Below are 17,058 nucleotides of genomic sequence, written 5' to 3'. Positions count from 1 at the left end.
GGCCGTACGCAGGGTGTAACGACCCCACCCCCGCCACGATTCCGCCCCCACGATGCCCCCGATCACACCCCGCAACCGGACGCCCCGCCCCATTGGGCCATCGAAGGGCGATCGGCCACCACCACCCGCCCGACCGACAGCCCCGGACCCGGACAACCGACGCGCCTGGGGGCCACGCCACACGTCCGGGATCTTGATACGTAATGGCCCCTCAAGGGGCCCTTACGTGCCAAGATCTCCCGACCCGGCCGGGGCAGGCGGGCGTCGATCATGCGGTTGTGGTGCCCCGCATAAGGTGCGATTCAGGGCACGACGCCCACCACAACTGCATGATCGACCCGGTGGCGGGGCGGGCGTGTCGAGAGCCACGGTCGTCCGGCCCGCGCTGTATCCGGTTCCGCAGCAGGCGGAGGCGAGAGTGGGCGACAGCACGGCGGGCACACAGGAACCGTCGGGCGCTGACATCATCTTCCGGTGCACGTGAAGATCCCCCGCGTTCCGCTCGTCGCGACCCTCGCCGCCGTGGTCGCCGCCACGGCCCTCCTCGCCGCCCCGACGCCGGTGCGTGCGCCGGCCAGCGCCAGCATCGTCCGCGTCGCGGTAGGGGGCCGAGCCCCGCAGACCTCACCCGCCCCCCGACCAACGACCACGGACCCCACCGCCCCGCGACCAACGACCACGGACCCCACCGCCCCGCAGCCGACGGCCGCGGTCCCTGCCGCGCCCGTGGCGACGGTCCCCGGCGCGACCCCGGCCGGGACCAGGCCGCCCGTCGTCGACCACGGGCCGCGTACGGGGAACAAGGTGGCGCTCACCTTCGACGCCGACATGACGGACGCGATGCGGTACCAGCTGCGCAGCGGTGCGGTGCGGTCGTACGCGAACCTGAAGATCATCGACCTGCTGGAACGGGAACGGGTGCCGGCCACCTTCTTCCTCACCGGCAAGTGGGTCGAGCAGTACCCGGACGTGACCCGCCGGCTCGCCGCGAACCCGCGCTTCGAGCTGGCCAACCACACGTACGGGCACCTGGCCTTCACCCCGGACTGCTACGGCCTGCCCCGCATCGCGGAGCGGGAGATGACCGCCGACGTGGCCCGGACGTTCGACGTGGTGGCCGCGTACGGGGGGCGGCAGACCCGGTACTTCCGCTTCCCCGGGCTGTGCCACGACCGCAGGGCGCTGGCCGCGCTGGCCCCGCTGGGGGTGACGGTGGTGGACGGCGACGTGGTGAGCGGCGACCCGTTCGCGAAGTCCTGGCGGCCGGTGGTCCGCGCCTCGCTGGACGGGGTGCGTCCCGGATCGGTGATCGTCCTGCACGTGACGGAGGCGAACGCGCCGATGACGGACGAGGCGCTGCCGCACATCCTGGCCGGGCTGGCCGAGCGCGGTCTTGAGCCGGCCCCGCTCTCGGAGGTTCTCGGAGTGGGCTGAACCAGGCTCGGGAAAACCCGCAAAAGCCTAAAATCGGGGCACGACTCTATAGGAGGTCACCATGACCGCAGCAGTGGAGATGCCCCGCGTCCAGGAATGTGTCGTGGCGGCGTGCTCGTACAACCACACCAACGACTGCCACGCCTTCGCCATCACCATCGGCAGCCCGGACCACGCGCACTGCCACACCTTCGTCGAGATGCCGGCGGTCCGTGGTGGGGTGGACGGCGGCATGACCGCGCAGGTCGGTGCCTGTCAGCGCGCGGACTGCCAGCACAACGAGCAGCTGGAATGCCACGCGCCGTCGATCAAGGTCGGCCCCGACAACGACATGGCCGACTGCATGACCTACGTCAGCCGCTGACCGCGCCCGGGGCGAGCCGGGTCGGCGCGTACCCCGGGCGAGGCTCACCGCTCGACGGACAGGGCCCCTGGCGACGCACGTCCTCGCCGGGGGCCTCCCCTCAGCGCAGGCCGTTGGCCTCCCGCACCACGGTGACCAGTTCGTCGATGATCCCGGTCAGGGCGAAGTCCTTCGGCGTGAAGACCCGGGCCACCCCGGCGGCGCGGAGCTGCTCCGCGTCGTTGGCGGGGATGATCCCGCCGACCACCACCGGCAGGTCCGGCCGGCCGGCGGCGCGCAGACCGTCCAGCACCGCCGGCACCGCGGCCAGGTGCGAGCCGGAGAGCACCGAGAGGCCGACCAGGTCCACGTCCTCCTCCACGGCGGCGGCGACGATCTGCCCGGCGGTCAGCCGGATGCCCTGGTAGACCACCTCGAAGCCGGCGTCGCGGGCGCGTACCGCGATCTGCTCCGCGCCGTTGGAGTGCCCGTCGAGGCCGGGCTTGCCGACGAGCAGCCGCAGCCGGCCGCTGCCCAGCTCGCGGGCGGTGGCGGCGACCCGCTCCCGGACGGCGGCCAGGGTGGCGTCCCCGCCGGCCCCGGCGGCGCCGGTCAGGCCGGTGGGCGCCCGGTACTCGCCGAAGACCCGGCGCAGCGCGCCGGCCCACTCGCCGGTGGTCACCCCGGCCCGCACGCACTCCAGCGTCGCCGGCATCAGGTTCGTCGTGGTCGCGGCGTCCGCGCGCAGCCGGGCCAGCGCCGCGTCGACCGCCGCGTCGACCCGACCGGCCCGCCACCGGCGTACGGAGACCGTGGCCGCCGCCTCGACGGCCGGGTCGACCTGCTCGACCGACTCGGCGCCGGCGGCGGTCAGCGGCGACGGTTCGGTCTCGGTGAACCGGTTGACGCCGACCACCACGTCGGCGCCGGACTCGATCCGGCGGCGCCGCTCGGCCAGCGAGGCGACCAGCGCGCTCTTGAGGTAGCCGGTCTCGACGGCCGCGACGACGCCGCCCATCTCCAGCACCTTCTCCAGCTCGACCCGGGCCCCGGTGACGATCTCCTCGACCAGCGCGGTCATCACGTGCGAGCCCTCGAACAGGTCCGGGTACTCCAGCAGGTCCGACTCGTACGCGAGCACCTGCTGCATCCGCAGCGACCACTGCTGGTCCCACGGCCGGGGCAACCCGAGCGCCTCGTTCCAGGCGGGCAGCTGGACGGCGCGGGCCCGGGCGTCCCGGGAGAGGGTCACGCCGAGCATCTCCAGCACGATGCGCTGGATGTTGTTCTCCGGCTGCGCCTCGGTCAGGCCCAGCGAGTTGACCTGCACGCCGTAGCGGAACCGCCGCTGCTTCGGGTTCCGCACCCCGTAGCGCTCGCGGGTGATCTCGTCCCAGAGCACGCCGAAGGCGCGCATCTTGGCGATCTCCTCGACGAAACGCACCCCGGCGTTGACGAAGAAGGAGATCCGCTGCACGACGTCGCCCATCCGCTCGGCGGGCACCTGCCCCGAGTCGCGGACCGCGTCGAGCACCGCGACGGCGGTGGAGAGCGCGAAGCCGACCTCCTGCACCGGCGTCGCGCCGGCCTCCTGGAGGTGGTACGAGCAGATGTTCACCGGGTTCCAGCGCGGCATCTCGCGCAGTGCGTACGCGACGACGTCGGCGGTCAGCCGCAGCGACGCCGCCGGCGGGAAGATGTGGGTGCCCCGGGAGAGGTACTCCTTGATGATGTCGTTCTGCGTGGTGCCGGCGCAGCGGGACAGCTCCGCGCCCTGCTCCTCGCCGACGGTGCCGTAGAGGGCGAGCAGCCACATCGCCGGCGCGTTGATGGTCATGGACGTGTTCATGTCGGCCAGCGGGATGCCGTCGAAGAGGGCCCGCATGTCGCCGAGGTGCGCCACCGGCACGCCCACCCGGCCCACCTCGCCGGCGGCGAGTTCGTGGTCGGGGTCGTAGCCGGTCTGCGTCGGCAGGTCGAAGGCGACCGACAGCCCGGTCTGCCCCTTCGCCAGGTTGCGGCGGAAGAGCGCGTTGGTCGCCGCGGCCGAGCTGTGCCCGGCGTAGGTGCGCATCACCCAGGGGCGGTCGCGCTCGGGCAGCCGGCCGGGGAGAGCCTTCTCGTCCATGGCGGGAGTCTAAGTTACCGTTCAGTCACCAGAGCTGTGGAAAACCACACAGCTCCATGGAGCGGAAACCCGGGTGCGAAGCGCCCGGCATGGGCGCGACCACCACACCCCGGCCGGCCTGCCGCAACGGCCAGGTCGCACACTTGACGCATGCATGACGAGCTGGCGATCTCCGTGCGGGGGCTGCGCAAGGCGTACGGGGACAACGTCGCCGTGGCGGGCGTGGATCTCGACGTCCACCGCGGCGAGGTCTTCGCCCTCCTGGGCCCCAACGGCGCCGGCAAGACGACCACCGTGGAGATCCTGGAGGGCTACCGGCGGCGCGACGCCGGCGACGTCGACGTCCTCGGCAGCGACCCGGCGCGTCCGGCCCCGGACTGGCGGTCGCGGGTGGGCATCGTGCTCCAGGGCACCGGCGAGTTCGACGAGCTGACGGTCGCCGAGGTGGTGCGCCACTTCTCCGGCTTCTACGCCGACGCGGACGACCCGGACAAGGTCATCGAACGGGTGGGGCTGGCCGGCAAGGCGAAGGCGCGTACGCACACCCTCTCCGGCGGGCAGAAGCGCCGGCTCGACGTGGCGCTCGGCATCGTCGGCCGCCCCGAGCTGCTCTTCCTGGACGAGCCGACCACCGGTTTCGATCCGGAGGCGCGCCGGGAGTTCTGGGACCTGATCCGCGACCTGGCCGCCGCCGGCACCACCATCGTGCTCACCACCCACTACCTCGACGAGGCCGAGGCGCTCGCCGACCGGGTCGGCGTGATCGCGGGCGGCCGGGTGGTCGAGGTCGCCACCCCCGACCAGCTGGGCAACCGGCGGGAGGCCCTGGCGACGGTCTCCTGGCGTACGCCGGAGGGGACGCGGGAGACGGCGGAGAGCGCGACGCCGACGGCGCTGGTGGCGGAGCTGGCCGCGCGCTTCGGCGGCGAGGTCCCGGGCCTGACGGTGACCCGGCCGACCCTGGAGGACATCTACCTGCGGATGATCGGACACCGATGACCACCACGACGAAGCCGGCCGCGCCGGCCACCACGGCACCGGCCCGGCGGCCCGGTGCGGTCGCACTCAGCCTGCGGCAGAGCCGGCTGGAGATCACCCAGTTCCTGCGCAGCCGGGAGTCCGTCGTCTTCACGATGGGCTTCCCGGTCATCATGATCCTGATCTTCGCGGCGATCTTCGACGACGAGATCGCCCCCGGGGTCAGCTACACCCAGTACTTCATCACCGGCATGATCGCCACCGGCCTGATGACGGTGAGCTTCCAGAACCTGGGCATCTGGATCCCGATCGAGCGGGACCGGGGGGTGCTCAAGCGCTACCGGGGCACGCCGATGCCGAAGTGGGTCTGGTTCGCCGGCAAGGTGATCATGGTGGTGGCGATCGGCATCGCCGAGACGGTGCTGCTGCTCGCGGTCTCGGTGGCGCTGTTCGACCTGGAGCTGCCCGGCACCGCCGCGAAGTGGCTGACCTTCGGCTGGGTGTCGGTGCTCGGCGTCACCGCCTGCACGCTCTGCGGCATCGCCATCTCGTCGCTGGCCCGCACCGCCCGCAGCGGCTCGGCGGTGGTCACCCCGGTCGCGCTGGTGCTCCAGTTCATCTCCGGCGTGTTCTTCGTCTTCACCGAGCTGCCGACGTGGATGCAGCAGGTGGCGGCGCTCTTCCCGCTGAAGTGGATGTGCCAGGGCCTGCGCTCGGTCTTCCTGCCGGAGGCCTTCGGCGCCCGCGAGCCCGGCGGCTCGTTCGAGCTGGACCGGGTCGCCCTGGTCCTCGTCGCGTGGTGCGTGATCGGCCTGGTGCTCTGCCTGACCACGTTCCGCTGGACGACCAAGCGCGACGGCTGACCCGGACGGGGGCGGGCCACCGCCCCCGTCCGGCTGCCCGTCAGTACGTGTAGAAGCCCTTGCCGCTCTTGCGGCCGAGGTCGCCGGCGGTGACCATGCGCTGGAGCAGCTCCGGCGGGAAGAACTTCTCGTCCGCCGTGTCGGTGTAGATGTTCTTCGAGGCGTGCAGCAGCACGTCCACGCCGGTCAGGTCCGTGGTGGCCAGCGGGCCCATGGCGTGACCGAAGCCGAGCCGGCAGGCGGTGTCCAGGTCCTCGGCCGAGACCACGCCCGACTCGACGAGCTTGACCGCCTCGACGACCAGGGCCGCGATCAGCCGGGTGGTGACGAAGCCCGCGATGTCGCGGTTGACCACCACGACGGTCTTGCCGATCTCCTCGGCGAACGACTTCGCCGTGGCCAGGGTCTCGTCGCTGGTCTTGTAACCGCGCACCAGCTCACAGAGCTTCATCATCGGCACCGGCGAGAAGAAGTGCGTGCCGACGACCGCCTCGGGGCGCTCGGTCACCGCGGCGATCTGGGTCACCGGGATGGCCGAGGTGTTGGTCGCGAGCACCGCGTCGGCCTTGCAGATCTTGTCCAGCGCGCGGAACACCTCGTGCTTGATCTCCAGCCGCTCGAAGACCGCCTCGACCACGATGTCCGCGTCGGCCGCCGCCTCCAGGTCGGTGGTCGGGGTGATCCGACCCAGCGTCGCCTCGACCTCGGACGCCTCGATCCTGCCCTTCTCGGCGAACCTGGTCAGCGACTTCCGGATGCCGTCCATGCCCCGCCCGGTGGCCGCGTCGTCCAGGTCCCGCAGCGTCACCTGCCAGCCCGCCTGCGCCGCCACCTGGGCGATGCCCGAGCCCATCAGCCCGGCCCCGACGACCGCGAGTCGACCCGCCATCTGCTTCTCCCTCGCCTGATTGAGTGTCTGCCAGCACCCTAGTCGGCGAGCCTGAACGGATGCTAAGGCGTGTGGCCGAAGGTGACGGCCCCGGCGGGATCCCCGCGCCTCGGGGGCGAGGTGTCGGTCGGGCGCGGCGGGCTCAGATGGTCAGGTCCGGCTCCTCCGGTGCGGTGCCCCGCTCCACCTCGACCCCGAGCGCGCGCAGGTCGGCCGCGAAGTCCGGGTAGCCCCGGTCCACGTGGCGCACGTGAGAGACCTCGGTGACCCCGTCGGCGCAGAGCCCGGCGATGATCAGCCCGGCGCCGGCCCGGATGTCGGTGGCGCGGACGGGCGCGCCGGATAGCCGGTCCCGGCCCCGAACCACCGCGTGGTGGCCGTCGGTCTTGATGTCCGCGCCCAGCCGCATCATCTCGTTGGCGAACATGAACCGGCCGTCGAAGATGTTCTCGGTGATCAGGGAGGCCCCGTCACTGACCGCGGCCAGCCCGATCGCCATCGGCAGCAGGTCGGTGGCGAAGCCCGGGTACGGCAGCGTGACGACGTCCACGGCCTTCGGCCGGTCGTCCATCCGGATCCGGAACGCGTCGCCCCGGGTCTCGACCAGGCCCCCGGCGGAGACCAGCTTGTCGAGCGCGACCTCCAGGAACGCCGGCTCCACCCCGGTCACGGTGACGTCCCCCCGGGTCATCGCCGCGCCGAACGCCCAGGTGCCGGCGACGATCCGGTCCCCCACCGTGGCGTGCCGCACCGGCCGCAGCCCCGGCACCCCCTCGATGTGCAGGGTGGAGGTGCCGGCGCCGGAGATCCGGGCACCCATCTGGTTCAGCATCGTGCAGATGTCGACGATCTCCGGCTCCCGGGCGGCGTTGTCGATGACGCTCGGCCCCCGGGCCAGCACCGCCGCCATGACCAGGTTCTCGGTCGCCCCGACGCTGGGGAAGTCGAGCACGATCTCCGCGCCGTGCAGCCCGTGCGGCGCCGACGCGATCACGAAGCCGTGCTCCCCGGAGATCTCGGCGCCCATCCGGGTCAGCCCGGAGACGTGCATGTCCAGGCCCCGCGAGCCGATGGCGTCGCCACCCGGGTGGGCCACCCGCACGTGCCCCCGGCGGGCCAGCAGCGGGCCCAGCACGCAGATCGAGGCGCGCAGCCGGCGTACGAGGTCGTAGTCCGCCTCGGCGCCGGGCTGCTCGGGCACGTCGATGACGACCGACCGGGACCGGGCCATCCCGCCGTACGCGACCATCGGGTCGACCGGGTCGTCGACGTCGAACCGGACGCCGCAGCCGAGCCGGCGGAGCACCTCGCCCATGATCGCGATGTCGGTGATCCGCGGCACGTTGGTGATGACGCTGCGGCCCGGCGCGAGCAGCGCGGCGGCCATCAGCTTCAGCGCCGAGTTCTTGGCGCCCACGACGTGCACCGAGCCGGCCAGGCGCGCGTCGCCGCGCACCCGGATGACGTCGAGGTCGTGGACCGCCGGGTCACCGGCGGCGCCGGGCCCCACCCCCGCCGTCCGGACGGCGGTGCCGCCCGGGCGCTCCGGGATCGTCAGGTCCGGTATCCGTAGGCTGTGCGTCATGGCCGTCCACCTCACGCGCATCTACACCAAGGCCGGCGATGCCGGCATGACCAGGCTGAGCAACAACGAGCAGGTGCCGAAGACCGATCCGCGCATCTCCGCGTACGCGGACGTCGACGAGTGCAACGCCGCGATCGGCGTGGCGCTCGCCCTGGGGCAGCTCGACGACGAGCTGCGGGCCGTCCTGGCGTCGATCCAGAACGACATGTTCGACGTGGGCGCCGACCTGGCGACCCCGGTCGAACCCGATCCGAAGTACCCGCCGCTGCGGGTCACCGAGGCGTACGTCGAGCGTCTGGAGGGCTGGTGCGACGAGTACAACGCACGCCTGAGCAAGCTCGACTCCTTCATCCTCCCCGGCGGCACCGCGGGTGCGGCGCTGCTGCACGTGGCGCGGACGGTCGCCCGACGCGCCGAGCGGGCGGCGTGGGCCCTGGTCGCGCACGACCCCGAGCGGACCAGCTCGCTCCCGGCAAAGTATCTCAACCGGCTTTCCGATCTGCTCTTTATCCTGTCAAGAACGGCAAATCCGGCCGGAGATGTGCTATGGGTGCCGGGCGGTAACCGCTGACCACGCGGCCCGGGTGCCCGCCGGAGACCCCGGTGGGCACGCTGCACCACGTCGAGGTCTGGGTGCCCGATCTGGGCGCCGCCACACGCTGCTGGGGCTGGCTGCTCGGCGAGTTGGGCTGGACGCCGTTCCAGGAGTGGCCGGGCGGCCGCTCCTGGCGGCTCGGCCCGACCTACCTGGTGCTGGAGCGGTCACCCGCGCTGCGCGGGCGACGGCACGACCGGCTCGCCCCCGGACTCAACCACCTGGCCTTCCACGCCGGCCCGCCCGCCGCCGTGGACGGGTTGGTCGAGGCCGCGCCGGCACACGGCTGGTCACTGCTCTTCCCGGACCGCCATCCGCACGCCGGCGGCCCCGGCACATACGCCGCCTACCTCACCGACAACCAGGGGTACGAGGCCGAACTGGTCGCCTCACCATCCGGGTAGTTCAGCGGGTCACCTGACGAGGCCGGTAAGGGTTCAGGTGGTGTCGGAGTGCGACGGCAGGGGTTTCGGGGAGCCTGCCCCGCGGGGGGATCAAGCCTGACCGCCCGGAGCGGGTGGGCTCCCCGAAAACCCCCAAGGACGAGGGGACGTCAGGCGGCGGGCCAGTCCTGGGAGGCCAGACGCGGCGAGACCGCCCCCGGAGGGGCGGCCTCGAGCCAGGAGAGGAACCCGGTGACGGTGGACCGGGCCATGGCGATCTCCACCGGGGCGTGGTCACTCGTACAGCGGAGGATGACCCAGTCGGCGGGCATCGAGAGGCGCTCCTGCCCCTCGGGCAGCCGCCGCCGTTCGACGGCCAACTCCTTGCGGGAGAGCACCCGCGTGGGTCGGATGGCGAAGCTGAACAGCCGGTACCAGCGGAGTTCGTCGCCGACGAAGCGACCGAAGCCGGGCGACCAGCCTCGGCCGTCGAGCATCGTGGAGGTCCGGACGCCGAGCCGGATGATGCCACCGCTACGGGTGACGACGGCCCGCCGGGCGAAGAGGATCAGGAGTGCGCCGAGGATGACGGCGACGCCGATTCCGATCCCTTCGACGATCTCCATCGGCGTTTCGGCTCAGCGGCTCTGCGCGGCGGACACCGGGGTGGCGCTCTCGGCCAGGACGGTGACGCCCTCGCCGGTCACCGACAGGAAGCCACCTGCCACCTCGTAGGAGACCTGCTCGCCGCCGGGAAGCTTGATGCGCACCTGGCCGGGCTCGGCAAGCTGGCCGAGCAGGGGCGCGTGCCCCGCCAGCACACCCAGCTCACCCTCGGTCGTGCGGGCGACGACCATCTCGGCCTCGCCGGACCAGACCTTCTCCTCGACGGCTACGAGCTCGACGTGAAGCTGCTTTGCCACGCTGTCTCCTTGCTGCGGCGGCGGATTGTCGAAAGTCTAGTCGTGCCGCCGACCCGTCCCCAACGCGGGTGGCGAGACCTGCGCCACGACTACTTCGCCTTGTTCTGGAAGTCGGGATGCTCCACCAGGAACGCGTCGAGCTGCCCCTTCTGCAGGGCCGCGAAGAAGTCGTCCACGGCGGGCTGGAACTTCTCGCCCCGGTAGTCCCCGTTCTCGATGACCGAGCCGCCCGGCAGCTTGATCATCTGAATCGTCTCCGGACGGATGTCCTTGAGGGCCAGGCCGAAGTCGACCACGCTGTTGCCCCGGCCGCTGAAGATGAGCGACTGCCCGGCCGCCCGCAGCACCCGGTCCAGCTTGACCGGGTTGGTCACCACGTCGGCGCTGAGCGCCTGACCGGCCATCGCCTTGACGAACTGCTGCTGGTGCCGCTGCCGCCCGTAGTCGCCGTCGGGGACGCCGTTCTTCGGGTAGCGCTGGCGGACGTAGTCGAGCGCCTGCCAGCCGTTGAGGTGCTGGTTGCCCTTCTTGTAGACCGCCTGCGGGCCGACGTAGCCCTCGCCGTTCGGGTTGCCCTTGCGGTGCTTGCCGTCCGGCTCGCGGTGCTCGGAGCGCACCTCGCGCTCGATGTACATGTCGACGCCGCCCATCGCGTCGACGATCTTCTTGAAGCCGTTGAAGTTGATGATCGCGCCGGCGTCGAAGCGCGTGATGCCGGTGACGTTCTGCACCGTCGTCGCCAGCAGCTCGAAGCCGCGGGCCGCGTCCGGGTTGCCGCCGGGCACCCGGCTGCCGTACGACATCGCGGCGTTGAGCCGGTCGGTGCCGCCCTTGAACTCCGCCCGGCTGAACTCGGGGATCTCCACGATGAGGTCACGCGGCATCGAGAAGAGGTAGGCCCGGTCCATCTCCACCGGCACGTGCAGCACCATCACCGAGTCGGCCAGCGGCGGCATCTCCGCGTTACGCGGGTCGATGCCCACCAGCAGGATGTTGAGCGGGCCCTTGATGTCGCTCTTACGCTCCTTCGCCCCGGCGGCCTGGTCGCCGAAGAGGTCGGCCTTGCCGACGGCGCCCTCGTAACGGGCCATCAGCGCCTCGGCACCGACCAGCACGGCCCCGCTGAGCAGCATCAGGACGGCACCGAACACGGTGCAGACCCGGGCCCAGCGCGGCACCCCCGACCACCTGGACGGCTTGCCGCCGCCCTTGTCGGCCTTACCCACGATCATCTCCGTTCGTCACGCCCACGATCAGGAGACGGGCGCATGCAGCCGATTCGTTGCGGATCGACGCCCACGTGGTGAGTGGGCGGATCGACGGTACCTCGCGTCCGGCATGATCGCCGACCACGCGGAACGGGCAGCGGTGATGATAGGGACCGAAGGTGAACGAAAGGCCGCCCCGGCATTGCCGGGACGGCCTTTCGTCAGGACCGACAGGTCAGCCCTTCATCAGCTCCGCCGCCTTGCGCTCCAGGTCCTCCAGACCACCGCACATGAAGAAGGCCTGCTCGGGGAAGTGGTCGTACTCGCCCTCGCTGATCTTCTTGAATGCCTCGATGGTCTCCTCGATCGGGACCGTCGAGCCCGGCACGCCGGTGAACTGCTCCGCCGCGTAGGTGTTCTGCGACAGGAAGCGCTCGATCCGCCGCGCGCGCTGCACGGTGATCTTGTCTTCCTCGGAGAGCTCCTCGATACCGAGGATGGCGATGATGTCCTGCAGGTCCTTGTACTTCTGCAGGATCCGCTTCACCTCGGTCGCCACCGCGAAGTGCTCGGCGCCGACGAACTCCGGGGCGAGGATCCGGGACGAGGACGCCAGCGGGTCCACGGCCGGGTAGATGCCCTTGTCGGAGATCGACCGCTCCAGGTTGGTGGTCGCGTCGAGGTGGGCGAACGTGGTGGCCGGGGCGGGGTCGGTGTAGTCGTCCGCCGGCACGTAGATCGCCTGCATCGAGGTGATGGCCTGGCCCCGGACGGAGGTGATCCGCTCCTGGAGCTCGCCCATCTCGTCGGCCAGGGTCGGCTGGTAGCCCACCGCGCTGGGCATGCGGCCGAGCAGGGTGGAGACCTCCGAACCGGCCTGGGTGAAGCGGAAGATGTTGTCGATGAAGAGCAGCACCTCCTGCTTCTTGACGTCGCGGAAGTACTCCGCCATGGTCAGCGCGGAGAGGGCGACCCGCAGCCGGGTGCCCGGCGGCTCGTCCATCTGGCCGTAGACCAGCGCGGTCTTGTCGATGACGCCGGACTCGGTCATCTCGGCGATGAGGTCGTTGCCCTCGCGGGTGCGCTCACCCACGCCGGCGAAGACCGAGGTACCACCGAAGTTCCGGGCGACACGGGTGATCATCTCCTGGATCAGCACCGTCTTGCCCACGCCGGCACCGCCGAACAGGCCGATCTTGCCGCCCTTGACGTACGGGGCGAGCAGGTCGATGACCTTGATGCCGGTCTCCAGCATCTCGGTCTTCGGCTCCAGGTCCGCGAAGGCCGGGGCCTTGCGGTGGATGCCCCAGTGGTCGTCGGGCTGGAGCGTCTCGCCCTCGGTGAGGTTGAGGCACTCGCCGATCGCGTTGAACACGTGGCCCTTGACCGTGTCGCCCACCGGGACGGTGATCGGCGAGCCGGTGTCGCGCACGTCGGTGCCGCGGACCAGACCGTCGGTCGGCTGCATCGAGATGGCGCGGACCATGTTGTCACCCAGGTGCTGGGCGACCTCCAGGGTCAGCGTCTTCTCGCCGCCGGAGAGCGTCACGTTGACGTGCAGGGCGTTGAACAGGGCCGGCATGGCGTCGCGCGGGAACTCGGCGTCGACGACCGGGCCGATGACCCGGACCACGCGACCCGTGGCCGTCTTGGTCTCTACTGGGGCAGTCATCACACTTCACTTCCCGACGCGGCGAGCGCGTTCGCGCCGCCGACGATCTCACTGATCTCCTGGGTGATCCCGGCCTGGCGGGCCGAGTTCATCTCACGCGTGTACTTCTCGATCATCTCTTCGGCGTTGTCGGTGGCGCTCTTCATCGCCCGCCGACGGGCCGCCGACTCGCTCGCCGCCGACTCCAGCAACGCCGCGTAGATCCGCGTGTTGATGTACTTCGGCAGCAGCGCGTCGAGCAGCGCCTCCGCGTCCGGCTCGAACTCGTAGGCCGGCAGCGCGCCCTCGGAGCGCGGCCGGTCCTCCACCTGCATGGGGCCCATGATCCGGGTGACCGGGGTCTGGGTCATCAGGGAGTGGAACTCGGTGTAGACGATGTGCAGCTCGTCCACCCCCAGCACCCCGTCCGCACCGGCACCGCCGTCGACGTCGTCCGCACCGGCGGTGAACGCCTTGATCAGCGTCTCACCCACGGCGCGGGCGTCGGCGAAGGTCGGCTGCTCCGAGAACCCGGTCCAGTTGGCCTCGATCGGCCGGTCGCGGAACCGGAAGAACCCCACGCCCTTACGCCCGATGACGTAGAGCACCGGCTCCTTGCCGTCGGCCCGCAGCCGGGCGATCAGTGACTCGGCCATCCTGATGGCGTTGGAGCTGTAGCCGCCGGCGAGGCCGCGGTCGGAGGTGACCAGCAGGACGCCCGCCCGCCGCACCCGCTCGCGCGGGGTGAGCAGCGGGTGGTCGATCCGCGCGTTGGACGCCAGCGCCGTGAGCACGCCGGTGACCGCCTGGGCGTACGGCAGGGACGCCTCCACCCGGGCCTGGGCCTTGGCGATCCGGCTCGTCGCCACGAGCTCCATCGCCTTGGTGATCTTCTTCATCCCCTTCGCCGAGCGGATCCGTTGGCGAAGAACGCGAACCTGGGCCGCCATGAATCAGCCCTTACCGCTTCTCGGCCGGGCTGTCGCCCGTGCCGTCGCGGAAGCGGCTCACCGTCTCGCGGCTCTCCTCGCCCTCGAGCGGCGCGGCCGGGGCATCGTTGATCCGCCGCTCGTCCTCCTTGCCGAGGAAGACCTGCTTGAAGTCGGTGATGGCGGAGTCGAGGGCGCCGATGACGTCGTCGTTCCACTGGTTGTCGGCGATGCTGGCCAGGACACCCTCGTGCTTGTGGCGCAGGTACTGCAGGAACTCCGACTCGAAGCGGCGGATCTCGCCCACCGGCACGTCGTCCAGCTTGCCCTCGGTGCCGGCCCAGACCGAGACGACCTGCTCCTGCACCGGGTACGGCGAGTAGTTCGGCTGCTTGAGCAGCTCGACCAGGCGGGAACCGCGGTCCAGCTGGGCCCGGGAGGCCCGGTCCAGGTCCGAGGCGAAGGCGGCGAACGCCTCCAGCTCACGGAACTGGGCCAGGTTGAGCCGCAGCGAGCCGGCGACCTTCTTCATCGGCTTCACCTGCGCGGCGCCACCGACCCGGGAGACCGAGGTGCCGACGTTGATGGCCGGCCGGACGCCCTGGTTGAACAGGTCGGTCTCGAGGAAGATCTGGCCGTCGGTGATGGAGATGACGTTGGTCGGGATGAAGGCCGAGATGTCGTTGGCCTTCGTCTCGATGATCGGCAGGCCGGTCATCGAGCCGCCGCCCATCTCGTCGGAGAGCTTCGCGCAGCGCTCCAGCAGGCGGGAGTGCAGGTAGAAGACGTCACCCGGGTACGCCTCGCGGCCCGGCGGGCGGCGCAGCAGCAGGGACACGGCGCGGTACGCCTCGGCCTGCTTGCTCAGGTCGTCGAAGACGATCAGGACGTGCTTGCCGCCGTACATCCAGTGCTGCCCGATGGACGAGCCGGTGTAGGGGGCGAGGTACTTGAAGCCGGCCGGGTCGGAGGCCGGGGAGGCGACGATGGTGGTGTACTCCATCGCGCCCGCCTCCTCCAGGATGCCCTTGATCGAGGCGATCGTGGAGGCCTTCTGGCCGATGGCGACGTAGATGCAGCGGACCTGCTTCTTCGGGTCGCCGGAGCGCCAGTTGTCCCGCTGGTTGAGGATGGTGTCCAGCGCGACGGTGGTCTTGCCGGTCTTCCGGTCGCCGATGATCAGCTGACGCTGACCGCGGCCGATCGGGGTCATGGCGTCGACCGCCTTGATACCGGTCTGCAGCGGCTCGTCGACGGACTGCCGGGCCATCACGTTCGGCGCCTGGAGCTCCAGCTCCCGGAAGCCCTCGTTGGCGATGTCGCCGAGCCCGTCGATCGGCTGGCCGAGCGCGTTGACCACGCGGCCGAGGAACGCGTCGCCGACCGGCACGGAGAGCACCCGGCCGGTGCGCTTGACGCGCTGCCCCTCTTCGAGCTTCGCGGAGTCACCGAGAACGACGACACCGATCTCCCGGACGTCGAGGTTCAGCGCCACACCCAGGGTGCCGTCCTCGAACTCCAGGAGCTCGTTGGTCATGGTCGAGGGGAGACCCTCGACGTGGGCGATGCCGTCGCCGGTGTCGGCGACGGTGCCGACCTCCTCGCGGGAGAGTTCGGACGAGTAGGAGGAGACGTAGCGCTCCAGGGCGCCGCGGATCTCCTCCGTCGAGATGGTCAGCTCGGCCATCCTCTGCTTCCTTAAGTATCAGGGGCCCGGGATACCTAGTACCGACCGGTCCGAATGGCGTCTATGTCACAGGCACTGGGCGGCGCTGCCGCCTCAGCGCTTCGCGAGCGCGTTGCGGCTCTCGTTGAGGCGGCGCAGGACGGTGCCGTCGTACAGGTCGGAGCCGACCCGTACGCTCACGCCACCGAGAACCGAGGGGTCCACCGTCTGCTTGACGGAAACCTCTCGACCGTATATCGCGGAGAGGCTGGCGCCCAGCCGGCGCTCCTCCTCTTCACTCAACGGGGCCGCGGCGGTCACGTACGCCACCTGCCGGTCCCGCCGCTCGGCGGCCAGCTCGACCAGCCGGCTGAGCGCACCGGAGAGGTTGCGTCCACCGAAACCGGCGAGCGCGACCCCGATGAGGTAGCCGGTGATCGGCCGGGCCTTGCCGGCGAGCAACTGGTCGACCAGCGTGGCCCGCCGGGCGGCGGGGACCGCCGAGTCGGAGAGCGCGCTGGACAACTGCGGCGAACCGGCGACGACCTGCCCGAAGCGGAACAGCTCGTCCTCGACCTCGCCCAGCTCGCCGGCGGAGTCGGCACTCGCCAGGAGCGCGTCGATGCCCAACTGCTCGGTGGCGCTGAGCAGTTCCGACGGCACCGACCAGCGGCCGGCGACCAGGGAGGCGACCAGGTCCAGCGCCTCGGCGCCGACCTTGCCGCGCAACACCTCGCCGAGCAGCCCGGCACGGTCGGCCCCGGAGCGGGCCGGGTCGGAGAGCGCGCGGCGCAGCCGCGGTTCGCGCCGCAGCAGGTCGGCGACGGAGAGGATGTCGCCGGCGGTGGTGGCCACCGCCGACGGCTCCGCGCCGCGGACGTACGCGTCGAGGTGCTCGACCGCGACCTTGTACGACTCCCGGCTGGCGGCCTGCATCAGCGGGCCCCCGCGCTCTCGAGGTTGCTCAGGAACCGGTCGACGGTGCCCTTGCGACGCGCCTCGTCGGCGAGGGACTCCCCGACGATCTTGCTGGCCAGGTCGACCGCGAGCGTGCCGACCTCCGTGCGCAGCTCGCGCACGATGGTGGCCCGCTCGGCGGCGAGCTGCTCCTTGCCGGCGGCGATGATCCGGTCGGACTCCTCCCGCGCCTTGGCGAGGATGTCCTGGCGGATGCCCTCGGCGTCGGCCCGGGCGTCGTCCCGGATCCGGGCCGCCTCGGTACGCACCTCGGCGAGCTGGGCCCGGTACTGCTCCAGCACCTGGTTCGCCTCGGCCTGGGCGGCCTCGGCCCGCTTGAGGCCACCCTCGATCGCGTCGACCCGCGCCTGGTACATCGCCTCCATGCGGGGCATGACGAACTTCAGCAGGACGAAGCAGAGCAGGGCGAAGGCGATGGTCCCGATGACCATCTCCTGCCAGATGGGCAGGATCGGGTTGTGCTCCACACCTTCTGCGGCGATGAACATGTCAGACCTCCGGGTCG

Annotated in this window: 17 protein-coding genes; 6 read left to right on the top strand and 11 right to left on the bottom strand. The window is 71.2% G+C overall.

The features are described from left to right. Positions 1 to 474 precede the first annotated feature (474 nt). Both ACFHW0_RS06755 and ACFHW0_RS06750 read left to right on the top strand, forming a co-directional pair. Positions 475 to 1,434 (top strand): polysaccharide deacetylase family protein, encoded by a 960-nt coding sequence (locus ACFHW0_RS06755; RefSeq protein ID WP_416606139.1) that lies wholly within the window; start codon positions 475 to 477, stop codon positions 1,432 to 1,434. A gap of 61 nt (positions 1,435 to 1,495) precedes the next feature. Then, on the top strand, positions 1,496 to 1,798 hold the full coding sequence (locus tag ACFHW0_RS06750; RefSeq protein WP_151454877.1) for a DUF1540 domain-containing protein: 303 nt from the start codon (positions 1,496 to 1,498) through the stop codon (positions 1,796 to 1,798). A 100-nt stretch (positions 1,799 to 1,898) separates the two neighbouring features. Here ACFHW0_RS06750 and ACFHW0_RS06745 read toward each other — a convergent pair whose 3' ends face one another. Next, positions 1,899 to 3,905 carry a protein meaA gene (locus tag ACFHW0_RS06745; protein WP_416606137.1) on the bottom strand — a complete coding sequence of 669 codons (2,007 nt, stop codon included), beginning with the start codon at positions 3,903 to 3,905 and terminating at the stop codon, positions 1,899 to 1,901. 150 nt (positions 3,906 to 4,055) lie between these two features. Here ACFHW0_RS06745 and ACFHW0_RS06740 point away from each other — a divergent pair, with 150 nt between their 5' ends. Then, entirely contained in the window at positions 4,056 to 4,904 is an 849-nt protein-coding gene (locus ACFHW0_RS06740; protein WP_416606136.1) for an ABC transporter ATP-binding protein, read from the top strand. After that, complete coding sequence (locus tag ACFHW0_RS06735; protein WP_416606134.1) at positions 4,901 to 5,746, top strand: ABC transporter permease; 846 nt, start codon at positions 4,901 to 4,903, stop codon at positions 5,744 to 5,746. Before ACFHW0_RS06740 ends, ACFHW0_RS06735 begins: the two co-directional genes overlap by 4 nt. A gap of 40 nt (positions 5,747 to 5,786) precedes the next feature. Here ACFHW0_RS06735 and ACFHW0_RS06730 read toward each other — a convergent pair whose 3' ends face one another. Together ACFHW0_RS06730 and murA are read right to left on the bottom strand one after the other, a co-directional pair. Further along, positions 5,787 to 6,635: a 3-hydroxyacyl-CoA dehydrogenase family protein gene (locus ACFHW0_RS06730; RefSeq protein ID WP_416606133.1), complete on the bottom strand. Its 849-nt coding sequence runs from the start codon at positions 6,633 to 6,635 to the stop codon at positions 5,787 to 5,789. Between the two features lie 142 nt (positions 6,636 to 6,777). Continuing rightward, positions 6,778 to 8,220: a UDP-N-acetylglucosamine 1-carboxyvinyltransferase gene (gene murA / locus ACFHW0_RS06725; RefSeq protein ID WP_416606132.1), complete on the bottom strand. Its 1,443-nt coding sequence runs from the start codon at positions 8,218 to 8,220 to the stop codon at positions 6,778 to 6,780. On the opposite strand from murA, the gene ACFHW0_RS06720 reads away from it, so the two are divergent. Next, the gene (locus ACFHW0_RS06720; RefSeq protein WP_416606131.1) at positions 8,219 to 8,791 is read left to right on the top strand and encodes a cob(I)yrinic acid a,c-diamide adenosyltransferase; all 573 of its coding nucleotides are present in this window, start codon (positions 8,219 to 8,221) and stop codon (positions 8,789 to 8,791) included. The genes murA and ACFHW0_RS06720 overlap by 2 nt on opposite strands. Positions 8,792 to 8,823: 32 nt before the next feature. Then, the gene (locus tag ACFHW0_RS06715; protein ID WP_416606130.1) at positions 8,824 to 9,219 is read left to right on the top strand and encodes a VOC family protein; all 396 of its coding nucleotides are present in this window, start codon (positions 8,824 to 8,826) and stop codon (positions 9,217 to 9,219) included. 149 nt (positions 9,220 to 9,368) lie between these two features. Here the strand turns inward: ACFHW0_RS06715 and ACFHW0_RS06710 are convergent, their stop codons facing one another. From ACFHW0_RS06710 to ACFHW0_RS06675, 8 genes are all read right to left on the bottom strand, one after another. After that, on the bottom strand, positions 9,369 to 9,824 hold the full coding sequence (locus tag ACFHW0_RS06710) for a DUF2550 domain-containing protein (protein ID WP_121399586.1): 456 nt from the start codon (positions 9,822 to 9,824) through the stop codon (positions 9,369 to 9,371). Between the two features lie 12 nt (positions 9,825 to 9,836). Continuing rightward, positions 9,837 to 10,121, bottom strand: coding sequence for a F0F1 ATP synthase subunit epsilon (locus ACFHW0_RS06705; RefSeq protein WP_121399587.1), 285 nt, complete (start codon positions 10,119 to 10,121; stop codon positions 9,837 to 9,839). 89 nt (positions 10,122 to 10,210) lie between these two features. Further along, positions 10,211 to 11,353 (bottom strand): LCP family protein, encoded by a 1,143-nt coding sequence (locus ACFHW0_RS06700; RefSeq protein WP_416606127.1) that lies wholly within the window; start codon positions 11,351 to 11,353, stop codon positions 10,211 to 10,213. A 211-nt stretch (positions 11,354 to 11,564) separates the two neighbouring features. Then, positions 11,565 to 13,001: a F0F1 ATP synthase subunit beta gene (gene atpD, locus ACFHW0_RS06695; RefSeq protein ID WP_416606126.1), complete on the bottom strand. Its 1,437-nt coding sequence runs from the start codon at positions 12,999 to 13,001 to the stop codon at positions 11,565 to 11,567. Further along, on the bottom strand, positions 13,001 to 13,930 hold the full coding sequence (locus tag ACFHW0_RS06690) for a F0F1 ATP synthase subunit gamma (RefSeq protein WP_334564291.1): 930 nt from the start codon (positions 13,928 to 13,930) through the stop codon (positions 13,001 to 13,003). The genes atpD and ACFHW0_RS06690 overlap by 1 nt, the downstream gene beginning before the upstream one ends. A gap of 10 nt (positions 13,931 to 13,940) precedes the next feature. After that, positions 13,941 to 15,596, bottom strand: coding sequence for a F0F1 ATP synthase subunit alpha (gene atpA / locus ACFHW0_RS06685; protein WP_416606124.1), 1,656 nt, complete (start codon positions 15,594 to 15,596; stop codon positions 13,941 to 13,943). A 93-nt stretch (positions 15,597 to 15,689) separates the two neighbouring features. After that, complete coding sequence (locus ACFHW0_RS06680) at positions 15,690 to 16,511, bottom strand: F0F1 ATP synthase subunit delta (RefSeq protein ID WP_416606122.1); 822 nt, start codon at positions 16,509 to 16,511, stop codon at positions 15,690 to 15,692. Next, entirely contained in the window at positions 16,511 to 17,041 is a 531-nt protein-coding gene (locus ACFHW0_RS06675) for a F0F1 ATP synthase subunit B (protein WP_121399593.1), read from the bottom strand. The genes ACFHW0_RS06680 and ACFHW0_RS06675 overlap by 1 nt, the downstream gene beginning before the upstream one ends. Between the last annotated feature and the right edge of the window lie 17 nt (positions 17,042 to 17,058).

The sequence above is a fragment of the Micromonospora sp. LOL_025 genome (genome assembly GCF_048060285.1).
Classification (GTDB): Bacteria; Actinomycetota; Actinomycetes; order Mycobacteriales; family Micromonosporaceae; genus Micromonospora.
Note: the sequence above shows the minus strand (reverse complement) of the source record. Positions and strands in the feature narration are given on the sequence as shown.

Coding starts and splice junctions, on each gene's coding strand:
- ACFHW0_RS06750 (WP_151454877.1), top strand. CDS start 1,496: ATGACCGCAGCAGTGGAGATGCCCCGCGTCCAGGAATGTGTCGTGGCG.
- ACFHW0_RS06745 (WP_416606137.1), bottom strand. CDS start 3,905: ATGGACGAGAAGGCTCTCCCCGGCCGGCTGCCCGAGCGCGACCGCCCC.
- ACFHW0_RS06740 (WP_416606136.1), top strand. CDS start 4,056: ATGCATGACGAGCTGGCGATCTCCGTGCGGGGGCTGCGCAAGGCGTAC.
- ACFHW0_RS06735 (WP_416606134.1), top strand. CDS start 4,901: ATGACCACCACGACGAAGCCGGCCGCGCCGGCCACCACGGCACCGGCC.
- ACFHW0_RS06730 (WP_416606133.1), bottom strand. CDS start 6,635: ATGGCGGGTCGACTCGCGGTCGTCGGGGCCGGGCTGATGGGCTCGGGC.
- ACFHW0_RS06720 (WP_416606131.1), top strand. CDS start 8,219: ATGGCCGTCCACCTCACGCGCATCTACACCAAGGCCGGCGATGCCGGC.
- murA (WP_416606132.1), bottom strand. CDS start 8,220: ATGACGCACAGCCTACGGATACCGGACCTGACGATCCCGGAGCGCCCG.
- ACFHW0_RS06710 (WP_121399586.1), bottom strand. CDS start 9,824: ATGGAGATCGTCGAAGGGATCGGAATCGGCGTCGCCGTCATCCTCGGC.
- ACFHW0_RS06700 (WP_416606127.1), bottom strand. CDS start 11,353: ATGATCGTGGGTAAGGCCGACAAGGGCGGCGGCAAGCCGTCCAGGTGG.
- atpD (WP_416606126.1), bottom strand. CDS start 13,001: ATGACTGCCCCAGTAGAGACCAAGACGGCCACGGGTCGCGTGGTCCGG.
- ACFHW0_RS06690 (WP_334564291.1), bottom strand. CDS start 13,930: ATGGCGGCCCAGGTTCGCGTTCTTCGCCAACGGATCCGCTCGGCGAAG.
- atpA (WP_416606124.1), bottom strand. CDS start 15,596: ATGGCCGAGCTGACCATCTCGACGGAGGAGATCCGCGGCGCCCTGGAG.
- ACFHW0_RS06680 (WP_416606122.1), bottom strand. CDS start 16,511: ATGCAGGCCGCCAGCCGGGAGTCGTACAAGGTCGCGGTCGAGCACCTC.
- ACFHW0_RS06675 (WP_121399593.1), bottom strand. CDS start 17,041: ATGTTCATCGCCGCAGAAGGTGTGGAGCACAACCCGATCCTGCCCATC.